The sequence below is a fragment of the Streptomyces sp. MAI_2237 genome (genome assembly GCF_054189285.1).
On sequence record NZ_JAJPGQ010000003.1, the window covers coordinates 1,191,716 to 1,211,976 of the forward strand.

Sequence of the window (20,261 nt, forward strand, 5' to 3'; positions counted from 1 at the left end):
TCTTTGGCTTCTTTGCTTCTCTGTAATCGGACGAGTACTGCTTGGAGTGTTTTAGTGGCAGACTGCGGCCCCTGAAGGCGGTTGGGGAGGCTGGCGAACGTGAGCGTGGGAGAGCCCGGATCGGTGGTGCGGCGCATGCTGCTCGGCTCGCAACTGAGGCGACTGCGCGAGGCGCGGGGAATCACGCGCGAGGCCGCGGGTTACTCGATCCGCGCCTCGGAGTCGAAGATCAGCCGGATGGAGCTGGGCCGGGTGAGCTTCAAGACGCGTGACGTGGAAGACCTGTTGACGCTGTACGGCATCACCGACGAGGCGGAGCGCACCCAGCTCCTCTCCCTCGCCCGGGAGGCCAACGTGACGGGTTGGTGGCACAGCTACTCCGACGTCCTGCCGAGCTGGTTCCCCACCTATGTGGGCCTGGAGGGCGCCGCGTCCCTCATCCGCGCCTACGAGGTGCAGTTCGTGCACGGCCTGCTGCAGACCGAGGCGTATGCCCGTGCGGTCGTCCGGCGCGGCATGAAGGGGGCGAGCGAGGCCGAGGTGGAGAAGCGGGTCGCGGTGCGCCTGGAGCGGCAGAAGTACCTCGTCTCCGAGAACGCGCCCGACTTCCACATCGTGCTCGACGAGGCCGCTCTGCGCCGGCCGTACGGCGACCGCGAGGTGATGCGCGGCCAGCTCCAGCACCTCATCGACATCTCGGAACATCCGAACGTGCGGCTGCAGGTCATGCCGTTCAGCTTCGGCGGCCACTCCGGCGAGAGCGGCGCGTTCACGATCCTGTCCTTCACGGAGTCGGACCTGACGGACGTCGTCTACCTGGAGCAGCTCACCAGCGCGCTCTACCTGGACAAGCACGAGGACGTCACCCAGTACGAGAGGGCGCTCAAGGAGCTCCAGCAGGACAGCCCCGGACCGGACGAGAGCCGCGATCTCCTGCGGGGTCTGCTCCAGCTCTCCTAGGGATCCGTCCCGGTTCTGCCCGTGTTCTCCCCAGAACTTCGCTCAGCGTCCCCAACTCACTTGTGTCACAAGTACGATGACGTCAGATCAGACCTGGCGTTGATCGTGTGTCTGCTAGTGACTTGGGGATCACATGTCGTCGTACTTCACCGACCTGGCTCAGCAGTACATCGACGGTGAATGGCGCCCGGGCACGGGCTCCTGGGACATCATCGACTTCAACCCGTACGACGGCGAGAAGCTGGCGTCCATCACCATCGCCACGGTCGACGAGGTGGACGAGGCCTACCGGGCGGCCGCCCGCGCGCAGAAGAAGTGGGCCGCGACCAACCCGTACGCGCGCCGTGCCGTCTTCGAGAAGGCGCTGCGCCTGATCGAGGAGCGCGAGCAGGAGATCACCGAGGTGATCATCGCCGAGCTCGGCGGCACGCACCTGAAGGCCGGCTTCGAGCTCCACCTCGCCAAGGAGTTCCTGCGCGAGTCGATCCAATGGGCGCTGCGGCCCGAGGGCCGGATCCTTCCCTCGCCGGTCGACGGCAAGGAGAACCGCCTCTACCGGGTCCCGGTCGGCGTGGTCGGCGTGATCAGCCCCTTCAACTTCCCCTTCCTGCTGTCGATCAAGTCGGTCGCCCCGGCCCTGGCGCTCGGCAACGCCGTGGTCCTCAAGCCGCACCAGAACACCCCGATCACCGGCGGTTCCCTGGTCGCGAAGATCTTCGAGGACGCCGGGCTGCCGGGCGGTCTCCTCAACGTCGTCATCACGGACATCGCGGAGATCGGCGACGCCTTCATCGAGCACCCGGTCCCCAAGGTCATCTCCTTCACCGGCTCCGACAAGGTCGGCCGCCACGTGGCCACCGTCTGCGCCTCGCACTTCAAGCGCTCGGTCCTCGAACTCGGCGGCAACAGCGCCATCGTGGTCCTCGACGACGCCGACCTCGACTACGCGGTCGACGCGGCGGTCTTCAGCCGCTACGTCCACCAGGGCCAGGTCTGCATGGCCGCCAACCGCGTGCTGGTGGACCGCTCGATCGCCGACGAGTTCACCGAGAAGTTCGTCGCCAAGGTGAAGACGCTCAAGGTCGGCGACCCGAGCGACCCGCAGACCGTCATCGGCCCGGTCATCAACTCCTCGCAGGCCGAGGCCCTTTCGAGCACGGTCGAGCAGGCCATCGCCGAGGGCGCGACGGCACTGCTGCGCGGCACGACCACCGAGAACCTGGTCGAGCCGTCCGTCCTGACCGGCGTCCCCGCCGACTCCGCCCTGCTGCGCCAGGAGGTCTTCGGCCCCGTCGCCTTCGTCATCCCCTTCGACGGCGAGGAGGAGGCGGTGCGCATCGCCAACGACACGCCGTACGGCCTGAGCGGCGCCGTACACACCGGCGACATCGAGCGCGGCGTGAACTTCGCCAAGCAGATCGACACCGGCATGTTCCACGTGAACGACGGCACGGTCCACGACGAGCCGCTCGTGCCGTTCGGCGGCGAGAAGAGATCCGGCGTCGGCCGTCTGAACGGCGAGACCACGATCGACTCCTTCACCACCCTGAAGTGGATCTCGGTGCAGCACGGCAGGAGCGGGTTCCCCTTTTAGACCCGATTTCGGCGCCACGGGCCATCGAGGACAGAAGTTGTCCTCGACGGCCCGTAGCTTCGTCGGTGTCGGCAGGGGGACGGACCTCCTGCCACCGGCGAAAGGCGGCCCTCATGGTCACTCACGTTCCCGCGGAGGCGAAGGGCGACGAGCGGGGAGCGTTGCTCGCGTTCATCGAGGAGCAGCGCGGCGGCATCCGGCGCGCGCTGCTCGGACTGACCGAGGAGCAGGCCGCGAGCAAGCCCAGCGCCAGTGACCTCTCGCTCTCCGGCCTGCTCAAGCACGTCGCCGAGGTCGAGCAGAGCTGGATCGCGCGCGCCAGGCAGGAGCCGCCGGCGATCCACCGGGACGAGTCCAACTGGGACGAGACCTTCCGGCTGGTGGAGGGCGAGACCGTCGAGTCCCAGCTCGCCCACTGGGAGAAGGTGGCCGCCGAGACCGAGGCCTACGTCCGCTCCGTGCCGAGCCTGGACGACACCTTCCCGCTCCCGAACGACCCGTGGTTCCCGCCGGACGCCCGGGTCTCCGTGCGCTGGGTCTGTCTGAACCTCATCCGCGAGATCGCCCGGCACGCCGGCCACGCCGACATCATCCGGGAGTCGCTGGACGGCAAGACGGCGTTCGAGCTGGTCGCCCTGGAGCAGGGCAAGAGCTGGGGGTGACCTTCCGGGGTCCTACGCTGGCCCCATGTCAGCGATCCGTCTCCTCGTGCTCGGCGCGGTCCGCCAGCACGGGCGGGCCCACGGCTACCAGGTGCGCAACGACCTGGAGTACTGGGGCGCGCACGAGTGGTCCCACGCCAAGCCCGGCTCGATCTACCACGCGCTCAAGCAGATGGCGAAGCAGGGGCTTCTGCACGCGCACGAGATCGCCCCGTCCACGGCCGGCGGCCCGCCGCGCACCGAGTACGAGATCACCGACCGGGGCACCGAGGAGTTCCTCCGGCTGCTGCGCGAGGCGCTGACCGCCTACGACCAGAAGACGGACGTGAAGTCGGCGGCCATCGGCTTCATGGTCGATCTGCCGCGCGCCGAGGTGGTGTCCCTGCTCAAGGAGCGCGTCCGGCGCATCGAGGAGTGGCGTACCGCCGTCACCGAGCACTACGTCCCCGAGGACGGCCCCGAACAGCTGGGCCACATCGGCGAGATCATGAACCTCTGGGTCCACACGGCCGACGGCGAGGCCGAGTGGACCCAGGGGCTGATCGGCCGGATCGAGGGCGGGGCGTACACCTTCGCCGGGGAGGGCGAGCCCTTCGTCGGCGTCCTCGTGGACGGTCAGGAGAACCCGTACGCGACGGGGGAGCGACATCCGGAGGACGACCGCTGACCGCCTCCCTGCCCATGGCCGACGGCGTGGTGCTGGTGGGCCGTTCGGCGGCCGGCATGCTTCAGTCGGCGCTGGGGCCGGCGATCCTGACCGGCGTCGGACTCGCCCTCGGCCCACTTCCTGGGCGCGGTGGGCCTGTTGCTGCTGCTCCGCTTCGCCATGCTGTGGATCGGCATCCACCTGGCCATGGTCGCCGGGAGCCCGGAGACGGTGCAGGCCGTGCAGATCCTGGTCTGGCCGATCGGGTTCCTCTCCAACGCCCTGGCCGCCCCCGACTCGATGCCCGGCCGGCTGGGCACGGTCGTCGAGTGGAACCCCATGTCGCAGACCGCGACCGCCGGGCGCGACCTGCTGGCTGGCCCCGGCGGCGAGCCGGGGCACGTGTGGGCGGCGGTCGTACGGCCGTTGGGCCTGCCGGCGGTGTTCCTCCCCGCGGCCGTACGGCGGTTTCCACGCATGGACCGCTGAGCTCGTCCACGGAGCGCTAGTGGTGGAAGCCGGTGGCCGCCTCCTTGTCCCTGGTCAGGGGGCGCGGCTGCCGGCGCAGCTCCGGCAGCAGACGGGTCAGGTCCTCCACGAACAGGTCGGCCAGGTCCGCCGAGAAGCCGTTGCGGCACACGATCCGCAGCACCGAGAGGTCCTCGCGGTGCGGCGGGAAGGTGTACGCGGGCACCAGCCAGCCGCTCTCGCGCAGCCGCCGGGAGACGTCGAAGACGTCGTACGCCTCCACGCCCGGCGCCGTGGTGAACGCGAAGACCGGCAGCTCGTCGCCCCGCGTCAGCAGCCGGAAGTCACCGAGCGCCGCCACCCGGTCGGCGATGGACCGGGCCACGTCGCGTGTCGTCTGCTGCACGGCGCGGTAGCCCTCCCGCCCCAGCCGCAGGAACGTGTAGTACTGGGCGACCACCTGCGCGCCGGGCCGGGAGAAGTTCAGGGCGAAGGTCGGCATGTCGCCGCCCAGGTAGTTGACCCGGAAGACGAGCTCCTCCGGCAGCGCCTCCTTGTCGCGCCACAGCGCCCAGCCGACGCCCGGGTAGACCAGGCCGTACTTGTGCCCCGAGGTGTTGATGGACGCCACGCGCGGCAGGCGGAAGTCCCACACCAGGTCCTCGTCGAGGAACGGCGCGATCATGCCGCCGGAGGCGGCGTCGACGTGCACCGGGATGTCCAGGCCCGTGCGCTCCTGCAGGGCGTCGAGGGCCGTGCAGAGGTCGGCGACGGGCTCGTAGGAGCCGTCGAAGGTGGAGCCGAGGATGCCGACGACGCCGATGGTGTTCTCGTCGCACAGCTCGGCCGCGGCCTGCGGGTCGAGGTGGAACCGGTCGCCCTCCATGGGGACCTGGCGGGCCTCCACCTCCCAGAAGTTGCAGAACTTCTCCCAGCAGACCTGGACGTTGACCCCCATGACCAGGTTGGGCCGGGCGCCCGGCGCCGGACTGCGGTGGCTCCAGCGGCGCTTGAGCGCCATGCCGGCGAGCATGCACGCCTCGCTCGAACCTGTCGTCGAACAGCCCACAGCGGCCGACGGGTCCGGCGCGTTCCACAGGTCGGCGAGCATCGCCACGCAGCGCCGCTCCAGCTCGGCCGTGCGCGGGTACTCGTCCTTGTCGATCATGTTCTTGTCCCGGCACTCCGCCATCAGGACGCCGGCCTGCGGCTCCATCCAGGTGGTGACGAAAGTGGCCAGGTTCAGCCGGGAGTTGCCGTCCAGCATCAGCTCGTCGTGCACCAGCTGGTAGGCCGACGACGGCGCCATGGGGGCGTCGGGCAGCCGGTGCCGGGGCGGGGCCTCGGTCATGCCGCCGACCGGATTCGCCTCGCCGAAGAAGGGGTTGACGGACAGCGCACGCTCGTCGGACTGGTCGGGACCTTTGTGGAGCGCCATGGGTGTGTCTCCTCGCGTCCGCTGATGAACGACTGCCGGCGAACCGGAGTTCCCACGCCGGCCCCGCTGCGACCGGGCGTCCCGGGAGAATCGGGCTTGCACCTCACGCGACGTGAGGAGCCACCGTGGAGTGCGTACCAAGGAGGGAGCGGACGAAGTGAGCCACTGGTCAGGACGGGACGGCTACGCGGTCGGAGAGGTCGCGGGCTTCGCCGGCGTCACGGTGCGCACGCTGCACCACTACGACGCCATCGGGCTGCTCGTGCCGAGCGCGCGCAGCCACGCCGGGCACCGGCGCTACAGCGAGGCCGACCTCGACCGGCTGCAGCAGATCCTGTTCTACCGGGAGCTGGGCTTCCCGCTCGAGGAGGTCGCGGCCCTGCTCGACGACCCGGACACGGACCCGCGCGCGCACCTGCGCCGCCAGCACGAACTGCTGACCGCCCGGATCGAGAAGCTGCAGAAGATGGCCGAGGCCGTGGAGCACGCCATGGAGGCACGCAAGATGGGCATCAACCTCACCCCGGAGGAGCGCTTCGAGGTCTTCGGCGACAAGGACCCCGACCAGTACGCGGAGGAGGCCGAGGCGCGCTGGGGCGGCACCGAGGCGTACGCCGAGTCCCAGCGCCGGGCCGCGGCCTACACCAAGGAGGACTGGAAACGCCTGCAGGCCGAGGTCGACGACTGGAGCGAGCGGTACGCGGCCCTGGTCGCCGCCGGCGCCCCCGCGACCGGCGAGGCGGCGATGGACCTGGCCGAGGAGCACCGCCGGCACGTCAGCCGCTGGTTCTTCGAGGTGTCGTACGACATGCACCGGTGCTTCGCCGAGATGTACGTCTCCGACGAGCGCTTCAAGGCGTACTACGACACCATGCACCCCGGCCTCGCCGCGCACCTGAGGGACGCGATCACGGCGAACGCCGCCCGCCACGAGGCGTGACCGTCGCGCCGGCCCGGGGGATCACTCCCGGGCCAGCACGACGGCCGTGCCGTACGCGCACACCTCCGTGCCGACGCCCGCCGCCTCGCTGACGTCGAAGCGGAACATCAGCACCGCGTTCGCACCACGCGCGCGTGCCTGCTCCACCAGCCGCTCCATGGCCTGGTTCCGGGTCTCCACGAGCGTCTTGGTCAGCCCGCGCAGCTCACCGCCGACCATCGACTTCAGTCCCGCACCGATCTGGCTGCCCACGTGCCGGGACCGCACCGTCAGCCCGAAGACCTCGCCGAGCACCTCCACGACCCGGTGACCGGGCACGTCGTTCGTCGTGACGACCAGGACGTCCGGGCGGGGCTCCTGGCCGCCGCCGTATTCATCGATTCCCATGACCTCACAGCTTTCTCCCACTCGGCGCACAGTGCATCCTGGAGGCACCGGTGGAACCTGGGGCGGACACATAACGTTGATAGCTTTGAGCGCCCGCAGAAGGACGCCGTTCCTTCCCCCACCCCCTCAGGAGCCCGGAACCGTGACGACGCTTGCCCTCGGCCCGAGCTGGCTGGATCCGAACTACCTCCTCGACACGTTCGGCATCTGGGGCCTGCTCCTCATCGTCTTCGCCGAGTCCGGCCTGCTCATCGGTTTCTTCCTGCCCGGCGACTCGCTGCTGTTCACCTGCGGCCTGCTGATCACCTCCCATCAGCTGAACTTCCCGCTGTGGGGAGCCATCGCACTGATCTGCGTCGCCGCGATCCTCGGCGACCAGGCGGGCTACATGTTCGGCAAGAAGGTCGGCCCGTCCCTGTTCAACCGGCCCGACTCGCGCCTGTTCAAGCAGGAGAACGTGGTCAAGGCGCACGAGTTCTTCGAGAAGTACGGCCCCAAGTCGCTGGTCCTGGCCCGCTTCGTGCCCATCGTGCGTACGTTCACGCCGATCATCGCCGGCGTCAGCGGCATGAAGTACCGCTCGTTCCTGACCTTCAACGTCATCGGCGGTGTGCTGTGGGGCGCCGGTGTCACCCTTCTGGGCTCCTGGCTCGGCAAGATCGACTTCGTCAACAAGAACATCGAGGCGATCCTGATCCTGATCGTCCTCGTCTCGGTGGTCCCGATCATCATCGAGTTCCTGCGGGCGCGCTCCAAGAACCGCAAGGCCGGGCCCGAGGCGTCCGAGCCCGTCCAGGAGCAGACGCAGCCCTTCCCGGTGGTCATGGACGACTCGACGACCCAGCTGCGCCGTATCCCGCCGGCGGACCAGGACCACTCCCAGCAGTACCAGCAGCAGTACCAGCAGCCGTACGACCCGAACCAGCAGTACGCGCAGCCCCAGTACCCGGACCAGCGCTACCCGCAGCAGCAGTACCAGCAGCCGCAGCACTCGCAGCAGCAGTACCCCCAGCCGCAGCAGTACGGCGACCAGTACCCGTACGACAACCAGAACCAGGGCTACTGAGCGGCCTCCCAGAGGCTCAGAAACCTCGCGTCCGCTTCGCGGCCCGCCGCTTCTCCGCGGAGCCGATCCGCAGGAATAGCCGCGAGATCTCCGAACCGAGGTTGACCCCGATGGCGATGGCCATGGCGAGCGAGGCCGCCGTGGCCAGCGACACCAGCCCCTTGTCGACGTCGTTCTGCGCGATCGACAGCAGCCCGAAGTACGTCGAGGAACCCGGCAGCAGCGGCCCGATCGCCGCCGTCGTGTACGGCAGGGCCGAGGCGAACCGGTAGCGCGACAGCAGCTGCCCGAACAGCCCGACGAGCCCCGCCGCCACCGCGGTGGAGGCCACCGGCGACAGATCGCCGGGATAGCGCAGCGCGCCGTACACGCACCACGCGACACCGCCGTTCAGCGTCACCCACGCCACCGTCGAGCGCTCCTGCTGGAGCAGCACCGCGAACGTCAGCGACAGCAGCATCGAGGCGCCGATCTGCCACAGCGGCCGGTCGGCGATCCGCAGGGCCGCGTCCGGGTTGAGCTTGGCGCCCAGGTTCACCCCGAAGTACAGGACGACCAGCACGCCCGTGACGATGCCGACGAACAGGTAGACGACCTCCAGCAGACGCGCCGACGCGGTGATGTAGAACCCGGTCAGCCCGTCCTGCACGCCCGCCACCAGGGCCCGCCCCGGCAGCAGCGCGAACAGCCCACCGGTGATGACCGCGGACGCCTTCACGTCCACGTGGGCGACGGTCAGCGCGACCCCGATCGCGGCCGGCGGCATCGCGGCGACGGTGAACTGGTAGAACTCCGGCAGCCCGCGCCCCGCGCACAGCCACGCCAGCCGGTCGCCGAGCATCGCGCCGAGCATGGCCGCGAGGAACACGACCACGTCACCGCCGACGAGCACGGAGGCCGCCCCGGCGAGCAGGCCGCTCGCCCCGGTCAGCACCCAGGTGGGGTACGGGTGGCGGTTGCGGCGGATCTCCGCGAGCCGGCGGTAGGCCTCCTCCAGGGAGATGTGGGTCTCGGTGTCGCTGAGGTCGTCCACCAGCCGGTAGACGGCCGCCAGCCGCGTGTAGTCGGTGGCCCGGCGCCGCACGGTCCGTGACGCGGTCACCGGGTCGTCGACCAGGGACGGCTGGTAGGAGATCGACAGCAGCGTGAAGGTGACGTTCGGCTCGCAGCGGTCCAGCCCGTAGGAGCGGCACACCGCGAACATCGCGGCCTCGACGTCCTCCGCGCCCTCACCGCCCGCGAGCAGCAACTCGCCGATACGCAGGGTCATGTCGAGCACGCGCGGGACGGCGGGGCCGCCGTCCTCCGTCCTGGGCGGCGGCTCCGGCGCGGGCCGCTCCGCCACCGGCATGCGCAGCATCGTGCGCATGCGGTCCTGCCAGGGCACGTCCTTGGTCAGGCTGACGACCGGCACGCCGGTCGCCGGGGTGAAGGCGACCGGCGCCTGCTTGGAGCTGTAGGTGCTCGGCATGCTGAACGCCGACCCCTCGGCCTCCGCCCCCGGCGGCTGCGGGACCGCCAGTCCGTCCGGGACGGCGAACTCGGAGGTCGTCTCCGGCTCGACGGCCGCTCTGGGGGCGACGAAGCCCGCGGGAATCGCGAACTCGGATGTGATCTCGGGATCGAACGTGCCCCTGGCCTCGTCCGACTGCGGCTTGCGGTCCTCCGCCTCCGTCACGTGAGTAACGCTCCCTGTACGACGCGTACGGCACTGCCCAGTATGCGCACAGCATGACAAACGGGCCGCACGCGTATGCGTGCGGCCCGAGAGCACTGCTGGGGGCTCAGTGGCCGCCCTGGTCCTTGAAGCGCTTGTACGAACGCTCGATCTCGGCCTCGGCCTCCGTGCGGCCCACCCAGTCGGCGCCCTCGACGGACTTGCCGGGCTCCAGGTCCTTGTAGACCTCGAAGAAGTGCTGGATCTCCAGCCGGTCGAACTCCGAGACGTGGTGAATGTCACGCAGGTGCTCCACGCGCGGGTCCGTCGACGGCACGCACAGCAGCTTGTCGTCGCCGCCGGCCTCGTCCGTCATCCGGAACATGCCGATCGCGCGGCAGCGGATCAGACAGCCCGGGAACGTCGGCTCGTCCAGGATGACGAGCGCGTCCAGCGGGTCGCCGTCCTCGCCGAGGGTGTTCTCGACGAAGCCGTAGTCGGTCGGGTAGGCGGTCGAGGTGAAGAGTCGACGGTCCAGGCGGATCCGACCGGTCTCGTGGTCCACCTCGTACTTGTTCCGCGAACCCTTCGGAATCTCGATCGTGACGTCGAACTCCACCGGTGGCTCCTCCATGATCAACACATAGTTCTGGTGGTTAAGTGTCCCTCACGCAGGTGTGTGATCGCGAAAGGGGCTGGTGGTCGTGCCTGAACTGAGGCCTTGGCGGGCCGCGAGACCGCACGTGGCGCGGGCCGCGAACGCCGTACGACCGCTCCTGGCACGGACCGCCGGGACCGTACGCCCCCAGCTCGAACGAGCCGCGAACGCCGCACGGCCACGGCTGGAACGAGCCGCCGCGGCCACGAAGCCGCGACTCGCGCGAGCGCGACGGGCCGTGGGACCACGGCTCGCGACGCTGCGGGCCTCGCGTCCGCGGTCGGTCAAGACCTGGCAGTACACAGCCGGCGCGACGACCCTCGGGCTGGTGCTGGCCAGTGGGGTGGTGACCGCCGCCGGCCCCTGGGACGCCAACGGTCAGCGTACGGCCGAGCGCGACCGCGCGGTCGCCCTGGAACGCACGGGTGGCGCAGATCACGGCCGTCGTACCGATACATCCGGATCGTCCGACACGACGGCGGGCGCGCCCCGGCCCGCGCCGAGCGCGGCGTCGGTGCTGGTGGGTCTCGGAGGCGCCGAGAACACCGTGAAGTCGGCCCCGGCCGGACCGGCCCTCGCCGACGTCCTGCGGCCCCTCCTCGGCGACCCCGCGCTCGGCGGCCACCGCGCCGGCGCCGTCGTCGATGTCGCCACCGGCAGGCGCCTGTACGGCACCGCGGCCGACGACGCCCTCACCCCCGCCTCCACGACGAAGATCGCCACGGCCGTCGCGGCCCTGTCGGCGATGGGCGGGGAGTACCGCTTCAGCACCCGCACCGTCCTGGAGCCCGACACCGGGGAACTCGTCCTGATCGGCGGCGGCGACCCGACCCTGACGGCCCACAAGGACGCCCAGGGCTGGGCGAGCCTGCGCGACCTGGCCGCCGGCACGGCGAAGGCCCTCAAGAAGCGGGGCCTGTCCAAGGTGACGCTCTCCTACGACACCACTCTCTACGCCGGCCCCGAACTGCACCCCATCGGCGTCAACGACAACCTCGCGCCGGTCAGCGCCCTCATGGCAGACGAGGGCCGCACGGACGACTCCGCGAGCGGCCCGGCGCCGCGCGTGACGGACCCGGCGGCGGACGCGGCGGCGAAGTTCGCCGGTTTCCTGGCCGACCAGGGCATCAGGACGACGCCCCCCGGGCCGTCCAAGGCCACCACGCGCGCGCAGTCGCTGGCCGCCGTCACCTCACCGCCGCTCTCGGCGCTGGTCGAACGCATGCTGACCAACTCCGACAACGACATCGCCGAGGCCCTGGCCCGCCAGACGGCGGTGTCGACGGGCGGCCGGGCGAGCTTCGACGGCGGCGCCGACGCGATCGCCGCCGAGCTGAAGAAGCTCGGACTGCCCGCGCGCGGCGCCCGGTTCCGCGACGGCAGCGGCCTGAACCGCGACGACCGGCTCACCCCGGACCTCCTGACGGCCCTGCTGGTGACGGCCGGCGCCCCCGCCCACCCCGAACTCCGCCCGATCCTCACCGGCCTCCCGGTGGCCGGGTTCACCGGCACCCTGACCAGCCGCTACACGGACGGCGCGGCAGGTGTCGTACGGGCGAAGACCGGCACGCTGACGGGCGTGAACACCCTGGCGGGAACGGTGGTCGACCAGGACGGACGCCTGCTGGCGTTCGCGTTCATGGCGTCGGAGACGACCAGCCCGGCGGCGGCGCAGTCGGCACTGGACCGGACCGCCACGGCGCTGGCGGCGTGCGGCTGCCGCTGACGGCGTGAACCCGGGCGCCCCGGCCGCACCGCACGTCAACCCGGCAGCACGGGCCCCCTGGCCGACCTCCACGCCCTGCCCCAAGAGGGAACGCTCACGTACGGTTGACGCATGACGAGCATCGGTGGTGCCGAGATGGTCGACTGGAATCTCGCGGTCGCGACCGCGACCCGGCTCGTGCGGCCGGGCCCCGACGTGAGCCGTGACGAGGCCCGAGCGGTCGTCGCGGAACTGCGCCGGCATGCCAAGGCCTCGGAGGAACACGTCCGGGGCTTCACCCGGCTGGGGACGGAGGAGACGCACGACACCCCGGTCCTCGTCGTCGACCGCCCCGGCTGGGTGCGGGCGAACGTCGCCGGCTTCCGGGAGATCCTCAAGCCGCTGCTGGACAAGATGCAGGAGCGGCGCGGCAACACGCCGGGCGGAGCGATGCTCGGCGCGGTCGGCGGCAAGGTCACCGGCGTCGAACTGGGCATGCTGCTGTCCTTCCTGGCCTCCCGCGTCCTCGGCCAGTACGAGACCTTCGCCCCCTCCACCCGCGACCTGCCGGCCGGCGAGAACGGCGGCGGCCGGCTGCTCCTGGTGGCGCCCAACATCGTGCACGTGGAGCGTGAACTCGACGTCGAGCCCCACGACTTCCGCCTGTGGGTCTGCCTGCACGAGGAGACGCACCGCACGCAGTTCACCGCGGTTCCCTGGCTGCGCGACCACCTCGAGGGCGAGATCCAGTCTTTCTTGGGAGAGACGGACGTCGACCCGATGACCGTCCTGGAGCGCGTCCGGGAGGCCGCCCAGTCGCTCGCCGGGGGACGCCCGGAGGGCGAGGAGGACGACGGCGGCCGGTCCTTCGTGGAACTCGTGCAGACCCCCGCCCAGCGGGAGATCCTCGGCCGGCTCACCGCCGTGATGTCCCTGCTGGAGGGCCACGCCGACTTCGTGATGGACGGTGTGGGCCCGCAGGTCGTGCCGACCGTCTCCGAGATCCGCGAGAAGTTCCAGCAGCGCCGCGCCAAGGGTGCCTCGCGGCTGGACATGACCCTGCGCAAGCTGCTGGGCCTGGACGCCAAGCTCCGGCAGTACCGGGACGGCGAACGGTTCGTACGGGCCGTCGTGGAGGAGGTCGGGATGGACGGCTTCAACCGCGTGTGGACGTCCCCCAACACCCTCCCCACGAAGACGGAGATCGCCAAGCCGGCGGACTGGGTCGCGCGAGTGCACCGCAAGAGCGAGTCGTGAACGCGGTCGCAAGGCCGTGAGAGGAATCCGGCCGACGGCAGGCGAACGCCCCTCCAATCACCCGTCCGAGGGACCGTGAGCGATGGGTAGGCGTGCGATGCTCGGGGAAAGCCCCGGTTCTGTCACCATCTACACACTCTGAGTGACCGGCCTCGGGTTCACCCCCGAAAACTTCATGAAGGGAACCGGACATGGGTCCCCATCCTGCGGTCGCGGCGATACGCCTGGCGGTCCGCCGCGTCCTGCACGACATCCTCAACGACTTGAGCTCCGAGCCGCCCGCGGCGACCGGGGCGTCCTCCGTCTCCGGGCCACCGGTGGTCTCCGGCCCGTCCGTGGTGCCCGGGCCGTCCGTGGTGCCCGGGCCTTCCGCCGTCCCCGGGTCCTCCGCCGTCCCCGGGTCCTTCGCCCCCTCGGGGCGGGCCGCGGTCTCCGCGCAGCGCCAGTACGCGCGCGCGTCCGCGCCGCTCGTGCTCGTGGCCTGCTCCGGCGGCGCCGACTCCATGGCCCTCGCCTCCGCCCTCGCCTTCGAGGCCCCCAAGCTCGGCATCCGCGCCGGGGGCGTCACCGTCGACCACGGCCTGCAGCCCGGCTCCGACCTGCGCGCCGAGGAAGTCGCCCTGCGGCTGCGCGAGTTGGGCCTGGACCCGGTCGACTCCGTCGCCGTGACCGTCGGCCGCGAAGGCGGCCCGGAAGCCGCCGCCCGCGACGCCCGCTACGCCGCCCTCGACGCCGCCGCCGCCCGCCACGGCGCCGAGGCGATCCTGCTCGGCCACACCCGCGACGACCAGGCCGAGACCGTCCTGCTCGGCCTCGCCCGCGGCTCCGGCATCCGCTCCCTGTCCGGAATGGCCGCGGTCTCGGGGGCCGGCGGCCGTTACCGCCGCCCCTTCCTTCAGCTCGACCGGCAGACCGCCCGCAAGGCCTGCATGGTCCAGTCCCTGCCCGTCTGGGACGACCCCCACAACGCCGACCCCGCCTACACCCGCTCCCGGCTGCGCCACGAGGGCCTGCCCGCCCTGGAGAAGGCCCTCGGCAAGGGTGTCGTCGAGGCTCTCGCCCGCACCGCCCAGCTCTCCCGCGACGACGCCGACGCCCTCGACGCCTGGGCGCGCCAGGCCGAGGCCTCCGTACGGGACGCCGCCGGTCTGCTGGAGTGCGCCAAGCTCTACGTCCTGCCGCCCGCCGTGCGCCGCCGCGTCCTGCGCCAGGCCGCCATCGAGGCCGGCGCTCCCGCGGGCTCCCTGTTCGCCCGCCACATCGAGGAAGTCGACCGGCTGATCACCGGCTGGCGCGGCCAGGGGGCCATCAACCTGCCCGGCAAAGTCGTCGCCCAGCGCCAGGGTGGCAGACTGGTGATTCGGCAAGGCTGAATCTCATCCCCTTTTGTGGGGGATCCGGGTCCCTCCAGGGGCCGGGCAGCCGGTGGGACGACCGAAAGTGATGCGGGTGGACGCGAAAGACATGGGTGCGGACCTTCAGCAGGTGCTCATCACCAAGGAAGAGATCGACGCGAAGCTGGCCGAGCTGGCCGCGAAGATCGACGCGGAATACGCGGGCAAGGACCTGCTCATCGTCGGTGTCCTCAAGGGTGCGGTGATGGTCATGGCCGACCTCGCGCGGGCGCTGTCCACCCCCGTCACCATGGACTGGATGGCCGTGTCGTCGTACGGCGCGGGCACCCAGTCCTCCGGAGTGGTGCGGATCCTCAAGGACCTCGACACCGACATCAAGGGCAAGCACGTCCTGATCGTCGAGGACATCATCGACTCCGGGCTGACGCTGTCCTGGCTGATCAACAACCTCGGCTCGCGCGAGCCTGAGTCGTTGAAGATCTGCACCCTGCTGCGCAAGCCGGACGCCGCCAAGGTCGCCATCGACGTCGAGTGGGTCGGCTTCGACATTCCGAACGAATTCGTCGTCGGCTACGGCCTCGACTACGCCGAGAAGTACCGGAACCTCCCGTTCGTCGGTACGCTCGCGCCCCACGTCTACGGCGGCTGACCGGCCCCCGAGGGCATCCTTGGGGCCAAGAGAGCCTTCTTTGTAGGACGATCGGGAACCCCAGCGGGTTTCGCGCCGTTGGAGCATGCAGACGGGTTGCCAGCCCGCCCGTGCGGCTTCGGGCGACAATGCTGGGGTACCGTCAGAAGAACTGTCTTATCAAACTCACTATGGCAGGAGGGACGGGGCGGCACCGCTCCGTGTGGATGGACGTGAAGCGATACTTCCGTGGGCCGGTCATGTGGATCGTGCTGGCCGTCCTTGCCGTGGTCGTGTTGATGCAGGTCGTCGGTTCGTCCGGCGGCTACAAGACGGTGGACACAGGCCAGGTCGTCGCAGCGATCAACGACAACAAGGTGGAGTCGGCCAAGCTGACCACCGGTGACGAGCAGACCGTCAAGGTCCAGCTCAAGTCTGGCGAAAAGGTCGAGGGCAGCTCCAAGATCCAGGCGAGCTACATCGGCGACCAGGGCGTGGCCATCGCCAACACGCTGCAGACCAAATACCAGGACAAGCAGATCCCGGACGGCTACACCGTGTCGCCGTCCAAGCAGAACCCCTTCCTGGGCATCCTGCTCTCCCTGCTTCCCTTCGTCCTGATCGTGGTCGTCTTCCTGTTCCTGATGAACCAGATGCAGGGCGGCGGCTCCCGGGTCATGAACTTCGGGAAGTCCAAGGCCAAGCTCATCACCAAGGACACGCCGAAGACGACGTTCTCCGACGTCGCGGGCTGTGACGAGGCCGTCGAGGAACTCCACGAGATCAAGGAGTTCCTGCAGGAGCCGGCGAAGTTCCAGGCCGTCGGCGCCAAGATCCCCAAGGGCGTGCTGCTCTACGGCCGCCCCGGTACCGGCAAGACGCTGCTCGCGCGTGCCGTCGCCGGTGAGGCGGGGGTCCCGTTCTACTCGATCTCCGGTTCCGACTTCGTCGAGATGTTCGTCGGTGTCGGTGCCTCCCGGGTCCGTGACCTGTTCGAGCAGGCCAAGGCGAACGCCCCGGCGATCGTCTTCGTCGACGAGATCGACGCGGTCGGCCGCCACCGCGGCGCCGGCCTCGGCGGTGGTCACGACGAGCGCGAGCAGACGCTGAACCAGCTGCTCGTCGAGATGGACGGCTTCGACGTCAAGGGTGGCGTGATCCTCATCGCGGCCACCAACCGTCCGGACATCCTCGACCCGGCGCTGCTGCGCCCGGGCCGCTTCGACCGCCAGATCGCGGTCGACCCGCCGGACCTGCAGGGCCGTCTGGAGATCCTCAAGGTCCACCAGAAGGGCAAGCCGGTCGCGCCCGACGTCGACCTCGCGGCGGTCGCCCGCCGTACGCCGGGCTTCACCGGTGCGGACCTGAGCAACGTCCTCAACGAGGCCGCTCTGCTCACGGCCCGCAGCGACCGCAAGCTCATCGACAACTCGATGCTCGACGAGGCCATCGACCGTGTGGTGGCGGGCCCGCAGAAGCGGACCCGGATCATGTCGGACAAGGAGAAGAAGATCACCGCGTACCACGAGGGCGGACACGCCCTGGTCGCGGCGGCTTCCCCGAACTCCGACCCGGTCCACAAGATCACCATCCTGAGCCGCGGCCGTGCGCTCGGCTACACGATGGTGCTCCCGGACGAGGACAAGTACTCGACCACCCGCAACGAGATGCTCGACCAGCTCGCCTACATGCTGGGCGGCCGGGCGGCCGAGGAACTGGTCTTCCACGACCCGACCACGGGCGCGGCCAACGACATCGAGAAGGCCACGGCCACGGCCCGAGCGATGGTCACCCAGTACGGCATGACCGAGCGGCTGGGCGCCATCAAGTTCGGCGGCGACAACACCGAGCCGTTCCTCGGACGTGAGATGGCTCACCAGCGTGACTACTCGGAAGAGGTCGCCGCGCTGGTGGACGAGGAAGTCAAGAAGCTCATCGAGAACGCGCACAACGAGGCCTGGGAGATCCTGGTCGAGAACCGCGATGTCCTCGACAACCTCGTGCTCAAGCTGCTCGAGAAGGAGACGCTGAACAAGGAGGAGATCGCGGAGATCTTCGCCACCATCGTCAAGCGTCCGCCGCGGCCCGCCTGGACCGGTTCCTCGCGGCGCACGCCGTCCACCCGCCCGCCGGTGCTCTCCCCCAGGGAGCTCGCACTGACCAACGGTGCCAACGGCGCGACCCCGGCGATCTCCACCGCCAAGTCGACGGCGACGGAGCAGGCTCCGGCGACCGAGGCGATCCCGGAGGACCGGCCCGAGAGCTGACCTCGCCCTTCGGCCCGCACGGACCGGAATGGCTGTACGCGCCCCCCAGGTTTTAGCCTGGGGGGCGCGGCGTTTTCAGCCAGGCCGCAGACGAGGCGCGTGACCCGCACGCGTGACCCGCACAGGAACGAGAATCCACATGACCGACCCCGTGACGCTGGACGGCGAAGGCAGCATCGGCGAGTTCGACGAGAAGCGTGCCGAGAACGCCGTCCGTGAGCTGCTGATCGCGGTCGGGGAGGACCCGGACCGGGAGGGCCTCAAGGAGACGCCGGCGCGGGTGGCGCGGGCGTACAAAGAGATCTTCGCGGGGCTGTGGCAGAAGCCCGAGGACGTGCTGACGACGACGTTCGACCTGGGGCACGACGAGATGGTCCTGGTGAAGGACATCGAGGTGCTCAGCTCGTGCGAGCACCACCTCGTGCCGTTCGTCGGCGTCGCCCACGTCGGGTACATCCCGTCGGCGGACGGCAAGATCACGGGGCTGTCGAAGCTGGCCCGGCTCGTGGACGTCTACGCCCGCCGCCCCCAGGTGCAGGAACGTCTCACCACGCAGATCGCCGACTCGCTGATGAAGATCCTGGAGCCGCGCGGGGTGATCGTGGTCGTCGAGTGCGAGCACATGTGCATGTCCATGCGCGGGGTCCGCAAGCCGGGCGCCAAGACCATAACGTCGGCCGTGCGCGGGCAGCTGCGCGATCCCGCCACCCGCAACGAGGCGATGAGCCTCATCATGGCCAAGTAGGGCCCGCCGGGGCCCCGGTGTCCTGCCCCTCAGGCCGGGGACGCCGCGCCGTTGTCGCTCTCGTCGTCGTCCGGGAGCTTGCAGACGCGCTCCAGGAAGATGGCCGCCGCTATCACCGCGATACCCGCCACGACCGAGAAGCCGGCGTAGATGGCCTGGTCGCGGCGGGCCGGGATGTCGAGGAGCTCCAGCAGGAAGACACCGGTGCCGCCGTACATCCCGGCGACGAGGGCCGCGACCAGCGCGCTGGCCTGACCGAAGACGACCGCGCGGGCCGCCATCAGGGGGTCGACGCCCTTGGCCTCGGGACGGCGCTCGCGCTGGGCCTTGAGACGGCCGCGGATCGAGAGCGCCGTGGCCGTCAGGACCACGGCGATCAGGGCGAGGACGATGGGGGCGGCCAGGGGGACGCTGGGGAGCGTCCCGATCGAGTTCCAGAGGCGGGCGCCCGCCCAGGACAGGATCCCGGCCACGACGAACACGCCGGCCAGCACCCTGATGCGCAGCTCTCTCACGGTGTCCCTTCAGCTCCCCCGGTTGACGGGCCCGACCCGTGGACCGTGGTTGTCCCGCGCCCTCGGACGGTGGTCGTCCCGGCGTTGTCGTCTTGACCTTAACGACTACTCGGGCAGGTGGAGTTCCAGGTCCTTGCGGGGCTCCACGCCGTGCCGGGTGACGGTGCCGAGGAGGCCGGCCACCGGGCCGCGGCCGGGCAGTTGGGCCTCGGGGTCGACGTCGTGCCAGGGGGCGAGGACGAAGGCGCGTTCATGGGCGCGGGGGTGCGGAAGGGTCAGCAGCGGATCGTCGGAGAGGACACCGTCGTAGGCGACGATGTCGACGTCGAGCGTGCGGGCGCCCCAGCGCTCGTCCCGGACGCGATGGAAGGCCTCCTCGACCGCGTGCGCCCGCTCCAGGAGCGAGGAGGGGGGCAGGGTCGTCTTCACCAGGACCACCGCGTTGAAGTACGAGGGCTGGCTGCCCGGCTCGACGCCCCAGGGCTCCGTCTCGTACACCGTCGACACGGCCTTGACCCGGACGCCCGGGGTGTCCTCCAGGGCGTCGATGGCGCCCTGGAGCGTCTCCAGGCGGTTGCCGAGGTTGGAGCCGAGGGAGATCACGGCCCGTTTCGGGTTGTGCAGGGTGGTGTCGGCGGCGTCCACCTGCTGCACGACGGAGGCGGGCACCGGCTGTACGGTCGGGTCGCTGTGCCCCTCGGTGGAGAACGCGGTCATACTCGGCTCCGGGTGATGGTGACGGTCACGTCGTCGAAGGGGACCGTGATCGGCGCGTCCGGCTTGTGGACGCGTACTTCGACCTCCTGGACCCCGTCGTGCTTCAGACAGGCCTGGGCGATGCGTTCGGCGAGCGTCTCGATGAGGTTGACGGGCTCGCCCTCGACGACGGCCACGACCTCCTCCGCCACGATGCCGTAGTGCACGGTCTTCGCCAGGTCGTCGTCGGCCGCGGCCGGCCGGGTGTCCAGCCCGAGGACGAGGTCCACGATGAAGGTCTGGCCCTCCTCGCGCTCCTTGGGGAACACACCGTGGTGCCCGCGGGCCTTCAGGCCGCGCAGCGCGACACGATCCACGCGAATCACTCCTGCAATCGTCGGTGACGGCCGGTCACTGCCGTGTGCGGGCGGCACACCGGCCTCGAACGAATCTACCCGCGGGCACTGACAGGCACCGGCCACGGGGGCGCGGGCCGATGCCGGGACCAGGAGTTTCATCGTGTGTTTCCCCTGGGGAACCCGGCGGCTCACGGGTTGGTAGCCGCCCCTACCCAGCACGCCGTGATTCCAACCACTTCTTGCTCCCGGCGGGTGCCG

General features: G+C 70.3%; 19 protein-coding genes and 1 pseudogene. 13 read left to right on the top strand and 7 right to left on the bottom strand.

What is annotated here, in order from left to right:
- Positions 1 to 135: 135 nt before the first annotated feature.
- The 5 genes and pseudogenes from LN251_RS15795 to LN251_RS15815 all read left to right on the top strand — a co-directional run.
- The gene (locus LN251_RS15795) at positions 136 to 960 is read left to right on the top strand and encodes a helix-turn-helix domain-containing protein (protein WP_458246728.1); all 825 of its coding nucleotides are present in this window, start codon (positions 136 to 138) and stop codon (positions 958 to 960) included.
- Positions 961 to 1,093: 133 nt separating this feature from the next.
- On the top strand, positions 1,094 to 2,554 hold the full coding sequence (locus tag LN251_RS15800; RefSeq protein ID WP_458244985.1) for an aldehyde dehydrogenase family protein: 1,461 nt from the start codon (positions 1,094 to 1,096) through the stop codon (positions 2,552 to 2,554).
- Between the two features lie 113 nt (positions 2,555 to 2,667).
- Positions 2,668 to 3,216, top strand: coding sequence for a DinB family protein (locus LN251_RS15805; protein ID WP_458244986.1), 549 nt, complete (start codon positions 2,668 to 2,670; stop codon positions 3,214 to 3,216).
- A gap of 25 nt (positions 3,217 to 3,241) precedes the next feature.
- Positions 3,242 to 3,883, top strand: a complete 642-nt coding sequence (locus LN251_RS15810; protein WP_458244987.1) for a PadR family transcriptional regulator — start codon at positions 3,242 to 3,244, stop codon at positions 3,881 to 3,883.
- Between the two features lie 5 nt (positions 3,884 to 3,888).
- Positions 3,889 to 4,351: pseudogene (locus tag LN251_RS15815) on the top strand (ABC transporter permease); the annotation flags it as partial.
- A 16-nt stretch (positions 4,352 to 4,367) separates the two neighbouring features.
- On the opposite strand, the gene LN251_RS15820 reads toward LN251_RS15815, so the two are convergent.
- Positions 4,368 to 5,768, bottom strand: a complete 1,401-nt coding sequence (locus LN251_RS15820) for a glutamate decarboxylase (RefSeq protein ID WP_458244988.1) — start codon at positions 5,766 to 5,768, stop codon at positions 4,368 to 4,370.
- A gap of 130 nt (positions 5,769 to 5,898) precedes the next feature.
- Here LN251_RS15820 and LN251_RS15825 point away from each other — a divergent pair, with 130 nt between their 5' ends.
- A complete protein-coding gene (locus tag LN251_RS15825; protein WP_458244989.1) occupies positions 5,899 to 6,708 on the top strand; it encodes a MerR family transcriptional regulator in 810 nt (269 codons plus the stop codon).
- Positions 6,709 to 6,729: 21 nt separating this feature from the next.
- On the opposite strand, the gene LN251_RS15830 is transcribed toward LN251_RS15825, so the two are convergent.
- The gene (locus LN251_RS15830; protein WP_058924032.1) at positions 6,730 to 7,095 is read right to left on the bottom strand and encodes a YbjQ family protein; all 366 of its coding nucleotides are present in this window, start codon (positions 7,093 to 7,095) and stop codon (positions 6,730 to 6,732) included.
- Between the two features lie 142 nt (positions 7,096 to 7,237).
- On the opposite strand from LN251_RS15830, the gene LN251_RS15835 reads away from it, so the two are divergent.
- Positions 7,238 to 8,161, top strand: a complete 924-nt coding sequence (locus tag LN251_RS15835; RefSeq protein WP_458244990.1) for a DedA family protein — start codon at positions 7,238 to 7,240, stop codon at positions 8,159 to 8,161.
- Positions 8,162 to 8,177: 16 nt separating this feature from the next.
- On the opposite strand, the gene LN251_RS15840 is transcribed toward LN251_RS15835, so the two are convergent.
- Both LN251_RS15840 and LN251_RS15845 read right to left on the bottom strand, forming a co-directional pair.
- Positions 8,178 to 9,839 (bottom strand): threonine/serine ThrE exporter family protein, encoded by a 1,662-nt coding sequence (locus LN251_RS15840; RefSeq protein WP_458244991.1) that lies wholly within the window; start codon positions 9,837 to 9,839, stop codon positions 8,178 to 8,180.
- A gap of 106 nt (positions 9,840 to 9,945) precedes the next feature.
- Positions 9,946 to 10,437, bottom strand: a complete 492-nt coding sequence (locus LN251_RS15845) for an inorganic diphosphatase (RefSeq protein WP_003975424.1) — start codon at positions 10,435 to 10,437, stop codon at positions 9,946 to 9,948.
- 79 nt (positions 10,438 to 10,516) lie between these two features.
- Between LN251_RS15845 and dacB the strand changes: the two genes are divergently transcribed.
- The 6 genes from dacB to folE all read left to right on the top strand — a co-directional run bounded on the left by dacB (position 10,517) and on the right by folE (position 18,433).
- A complete protein-coding gene (gene dacB, locus LN251_RS15850) occupies positions 10,517 to 12,202 on the top strand; it encodes a D-alanyl-D-alanine carboxypeptidase/D-alanyl-D-alanine endopeptidase (protein WP_458244992.1) in 1,686 nt (561 codons plus the stop codon).
- Positions 12,203 to 12,313: 111 nt separating this feature from the next.
- A complete protein-coding gene (locus tag LN251_RS15855) occupies positions 12,314 to 13,438 on the top strand; it encodes a zinc-dependent metalloprotease (RefSeq protein WP_458244993.1) in 1,125 nt (374 codons plus the stop codon).
- A 353-nt stretch (positions 13,439 to 13,791) separates the two neighbouring features.
- On the top strand, positions 13,792 to 14,811 hold the full coding sequence (gene tilS, locus LN251_RS15860) for a tRNA lysidine(34) synthetase TilS (RefSeq protein ID WP_458246729.1): 1,020 nt from the start codon (positions 13,792 to 13,794) through the stop codon (positions 14,809 to 14,811).
- 70 nt (positions 14,812 to 14,881) lie between these two features.
- On the top strand, positions 14,882 to 15,442 hold the full coding sequence (gene hpt, locus LN251_RS15865) for a hypoxanthine phosphoribosyltransferase (RefSeq protein WP_058924027.1): 561 nt from the start codon (positions 14,882 to 14,884) through the stop codon (positions 15,440 to 15,442).
- 206 nt (positions 15,443 to 15,648) lie between these two features.
- Positions 15,649 to 17,688, top strand: coding sequence for an ATP-dependent zinc metalloprotease FtsH (ftsH, locus tag LN251_RS15870; RefSeq protein WP_458244994.1), 2,040 nt, complete (start codon positions 15,649 to 15,651; stop codon positions 17,686 to 17,688).
- A 139-nt stretch (positions 17,689 to 17,827) separates the two neighbouring features.
- Entirely contained in the window at positions 17,828 to 18,433 is a 606-nt protein-coding gene (folE, locus tag LN251_RS15875; protein ID WP_058924025.1) for a GTP cyclohydrolase I FolE, read from the top strand.
- A 29-nt stretch (positions 18,434 to 18,462) separates the two neighbouring features.
- Here folE and LN251_RS15880 read toward each other — a convergent pair whose 3' ends face one another.
- The 3 genes from LN251_RS15880 to folB form a co-directional block, all read right to left on the bottom strand.
- Positions 18,463 to 18,948 (bottom strand): DUF3180 domain-containing protein, encoded by a 486-nt coding sequence (locus tag LN251_RS15880; protein WP_458244995.1) that lies wholly within the window; start codon positions 18,946 to 18,948, stop codon positions 18,463 to 18,465.
- Positions 18,949 to 19,053: 105 nt separating this feature from the next.
- Positions 19,054 to 19,665, bottom strand: coding sequence for a 2-amino-4-hydroxy-6-hydroxymethyldihydropteridine diphosphokinase (gene folK, locus LN251_RS15885; protein ID WP_458244996.1), 612 nt, complete (start codon positions 19,663 to 19,665; stop codon positions 19,054 to 19,056).
- A complete protein-coding gene (gene folB, locus LN251_RS15890; protein WP_058924022.1) occupies positions 19,662 to 20,021 on the bottom strand; it encodes a dihydroneopterin aldolase in 360 nt (119 codons plus the stop codon). The genes folK and folB overlap by 4 nt, the downstream gene beginning before the upstream one ends.
- Positions 20,022 to 20,261 lie beyond the last annotated feature (240 nt).

Bases quoted from the DNA above. Each gene is read 5' to 3' on its own strand.
- LN251_RS15795 (WP_458246728.1), top strand. From the start codon at position 136: ATGCTGCTCGGCTCGCAACTGAGGCGACTGCGCGAGGCGCGGGGAATC.
- LN251_RS15800 (WP_458244985.1), top strand. From the start codon at position 1,094: ATGTCGTCGTACTTCACCGACCTGGCTCAGCAGTACATCGACGGTGAA.
- LN251_RS15805 (WP_458244986.1), top strand. From the start codon at position 2,668: ATGGTCACTCACGTTCCCGCGGAGGCGAAGGGCGACGAGCGGGGAGCG.
- LN251_RS15810 (WP_458244987.1), top strand. From the start codon at position 3,242: ATGTCAGCGATCCGTCTCCTCGTGCTCGGCGCGGTCCGCCAGCACGGG.
- LN251_RS15820 (WP_458244988.1), bottom strand. From the start codon at position 5,768: ATGGCGCTCCACAAAGGTCCCGACCAGTCCGACGAGCGTGCGCTGTCC.
- LN251_RS15830 (WP_058924032.1), bottom strand. From the start codon at position 7,095: ATGGGAATCGATGAATACGGCGGCGGCCAGGAGCCCCGCCCGGACGTC.
- LN251_RS15855 (WP_458244993.1), top strand. From the start codon at position 12,314: ATGACGAGCATCGGTGGTGCCGAGATGGTCGACTGGAATCTCGCGGTC.
- hpt (WP_058924027.1), top strand. From the start codon at position 14,882: ATGCGGGTGGACGCGAAAGACATGGGTGCGGACCTTCAGCAGGTGCTC.
- ftsH (WP_458244994.1), top strand. From the start codon at position 15,649: ATGGACGTGAAGCGATACTTCCGTGGGCCGGTCATGTGGATCGTGCTG.
- folE (WP_058924025.1), top strand. From the start codon at position 17,828: ATGACCGACCCCGTGACGCTGGACGGCGAAGGCAGCATCGGCGAGTTC.
- folK (WP_458244996.1), bottom strand. From the start codon at position 19,665: ATGACCGCGTTCTCCACCGAGGGGCACAGCGACCCGACCGTACAGCCG.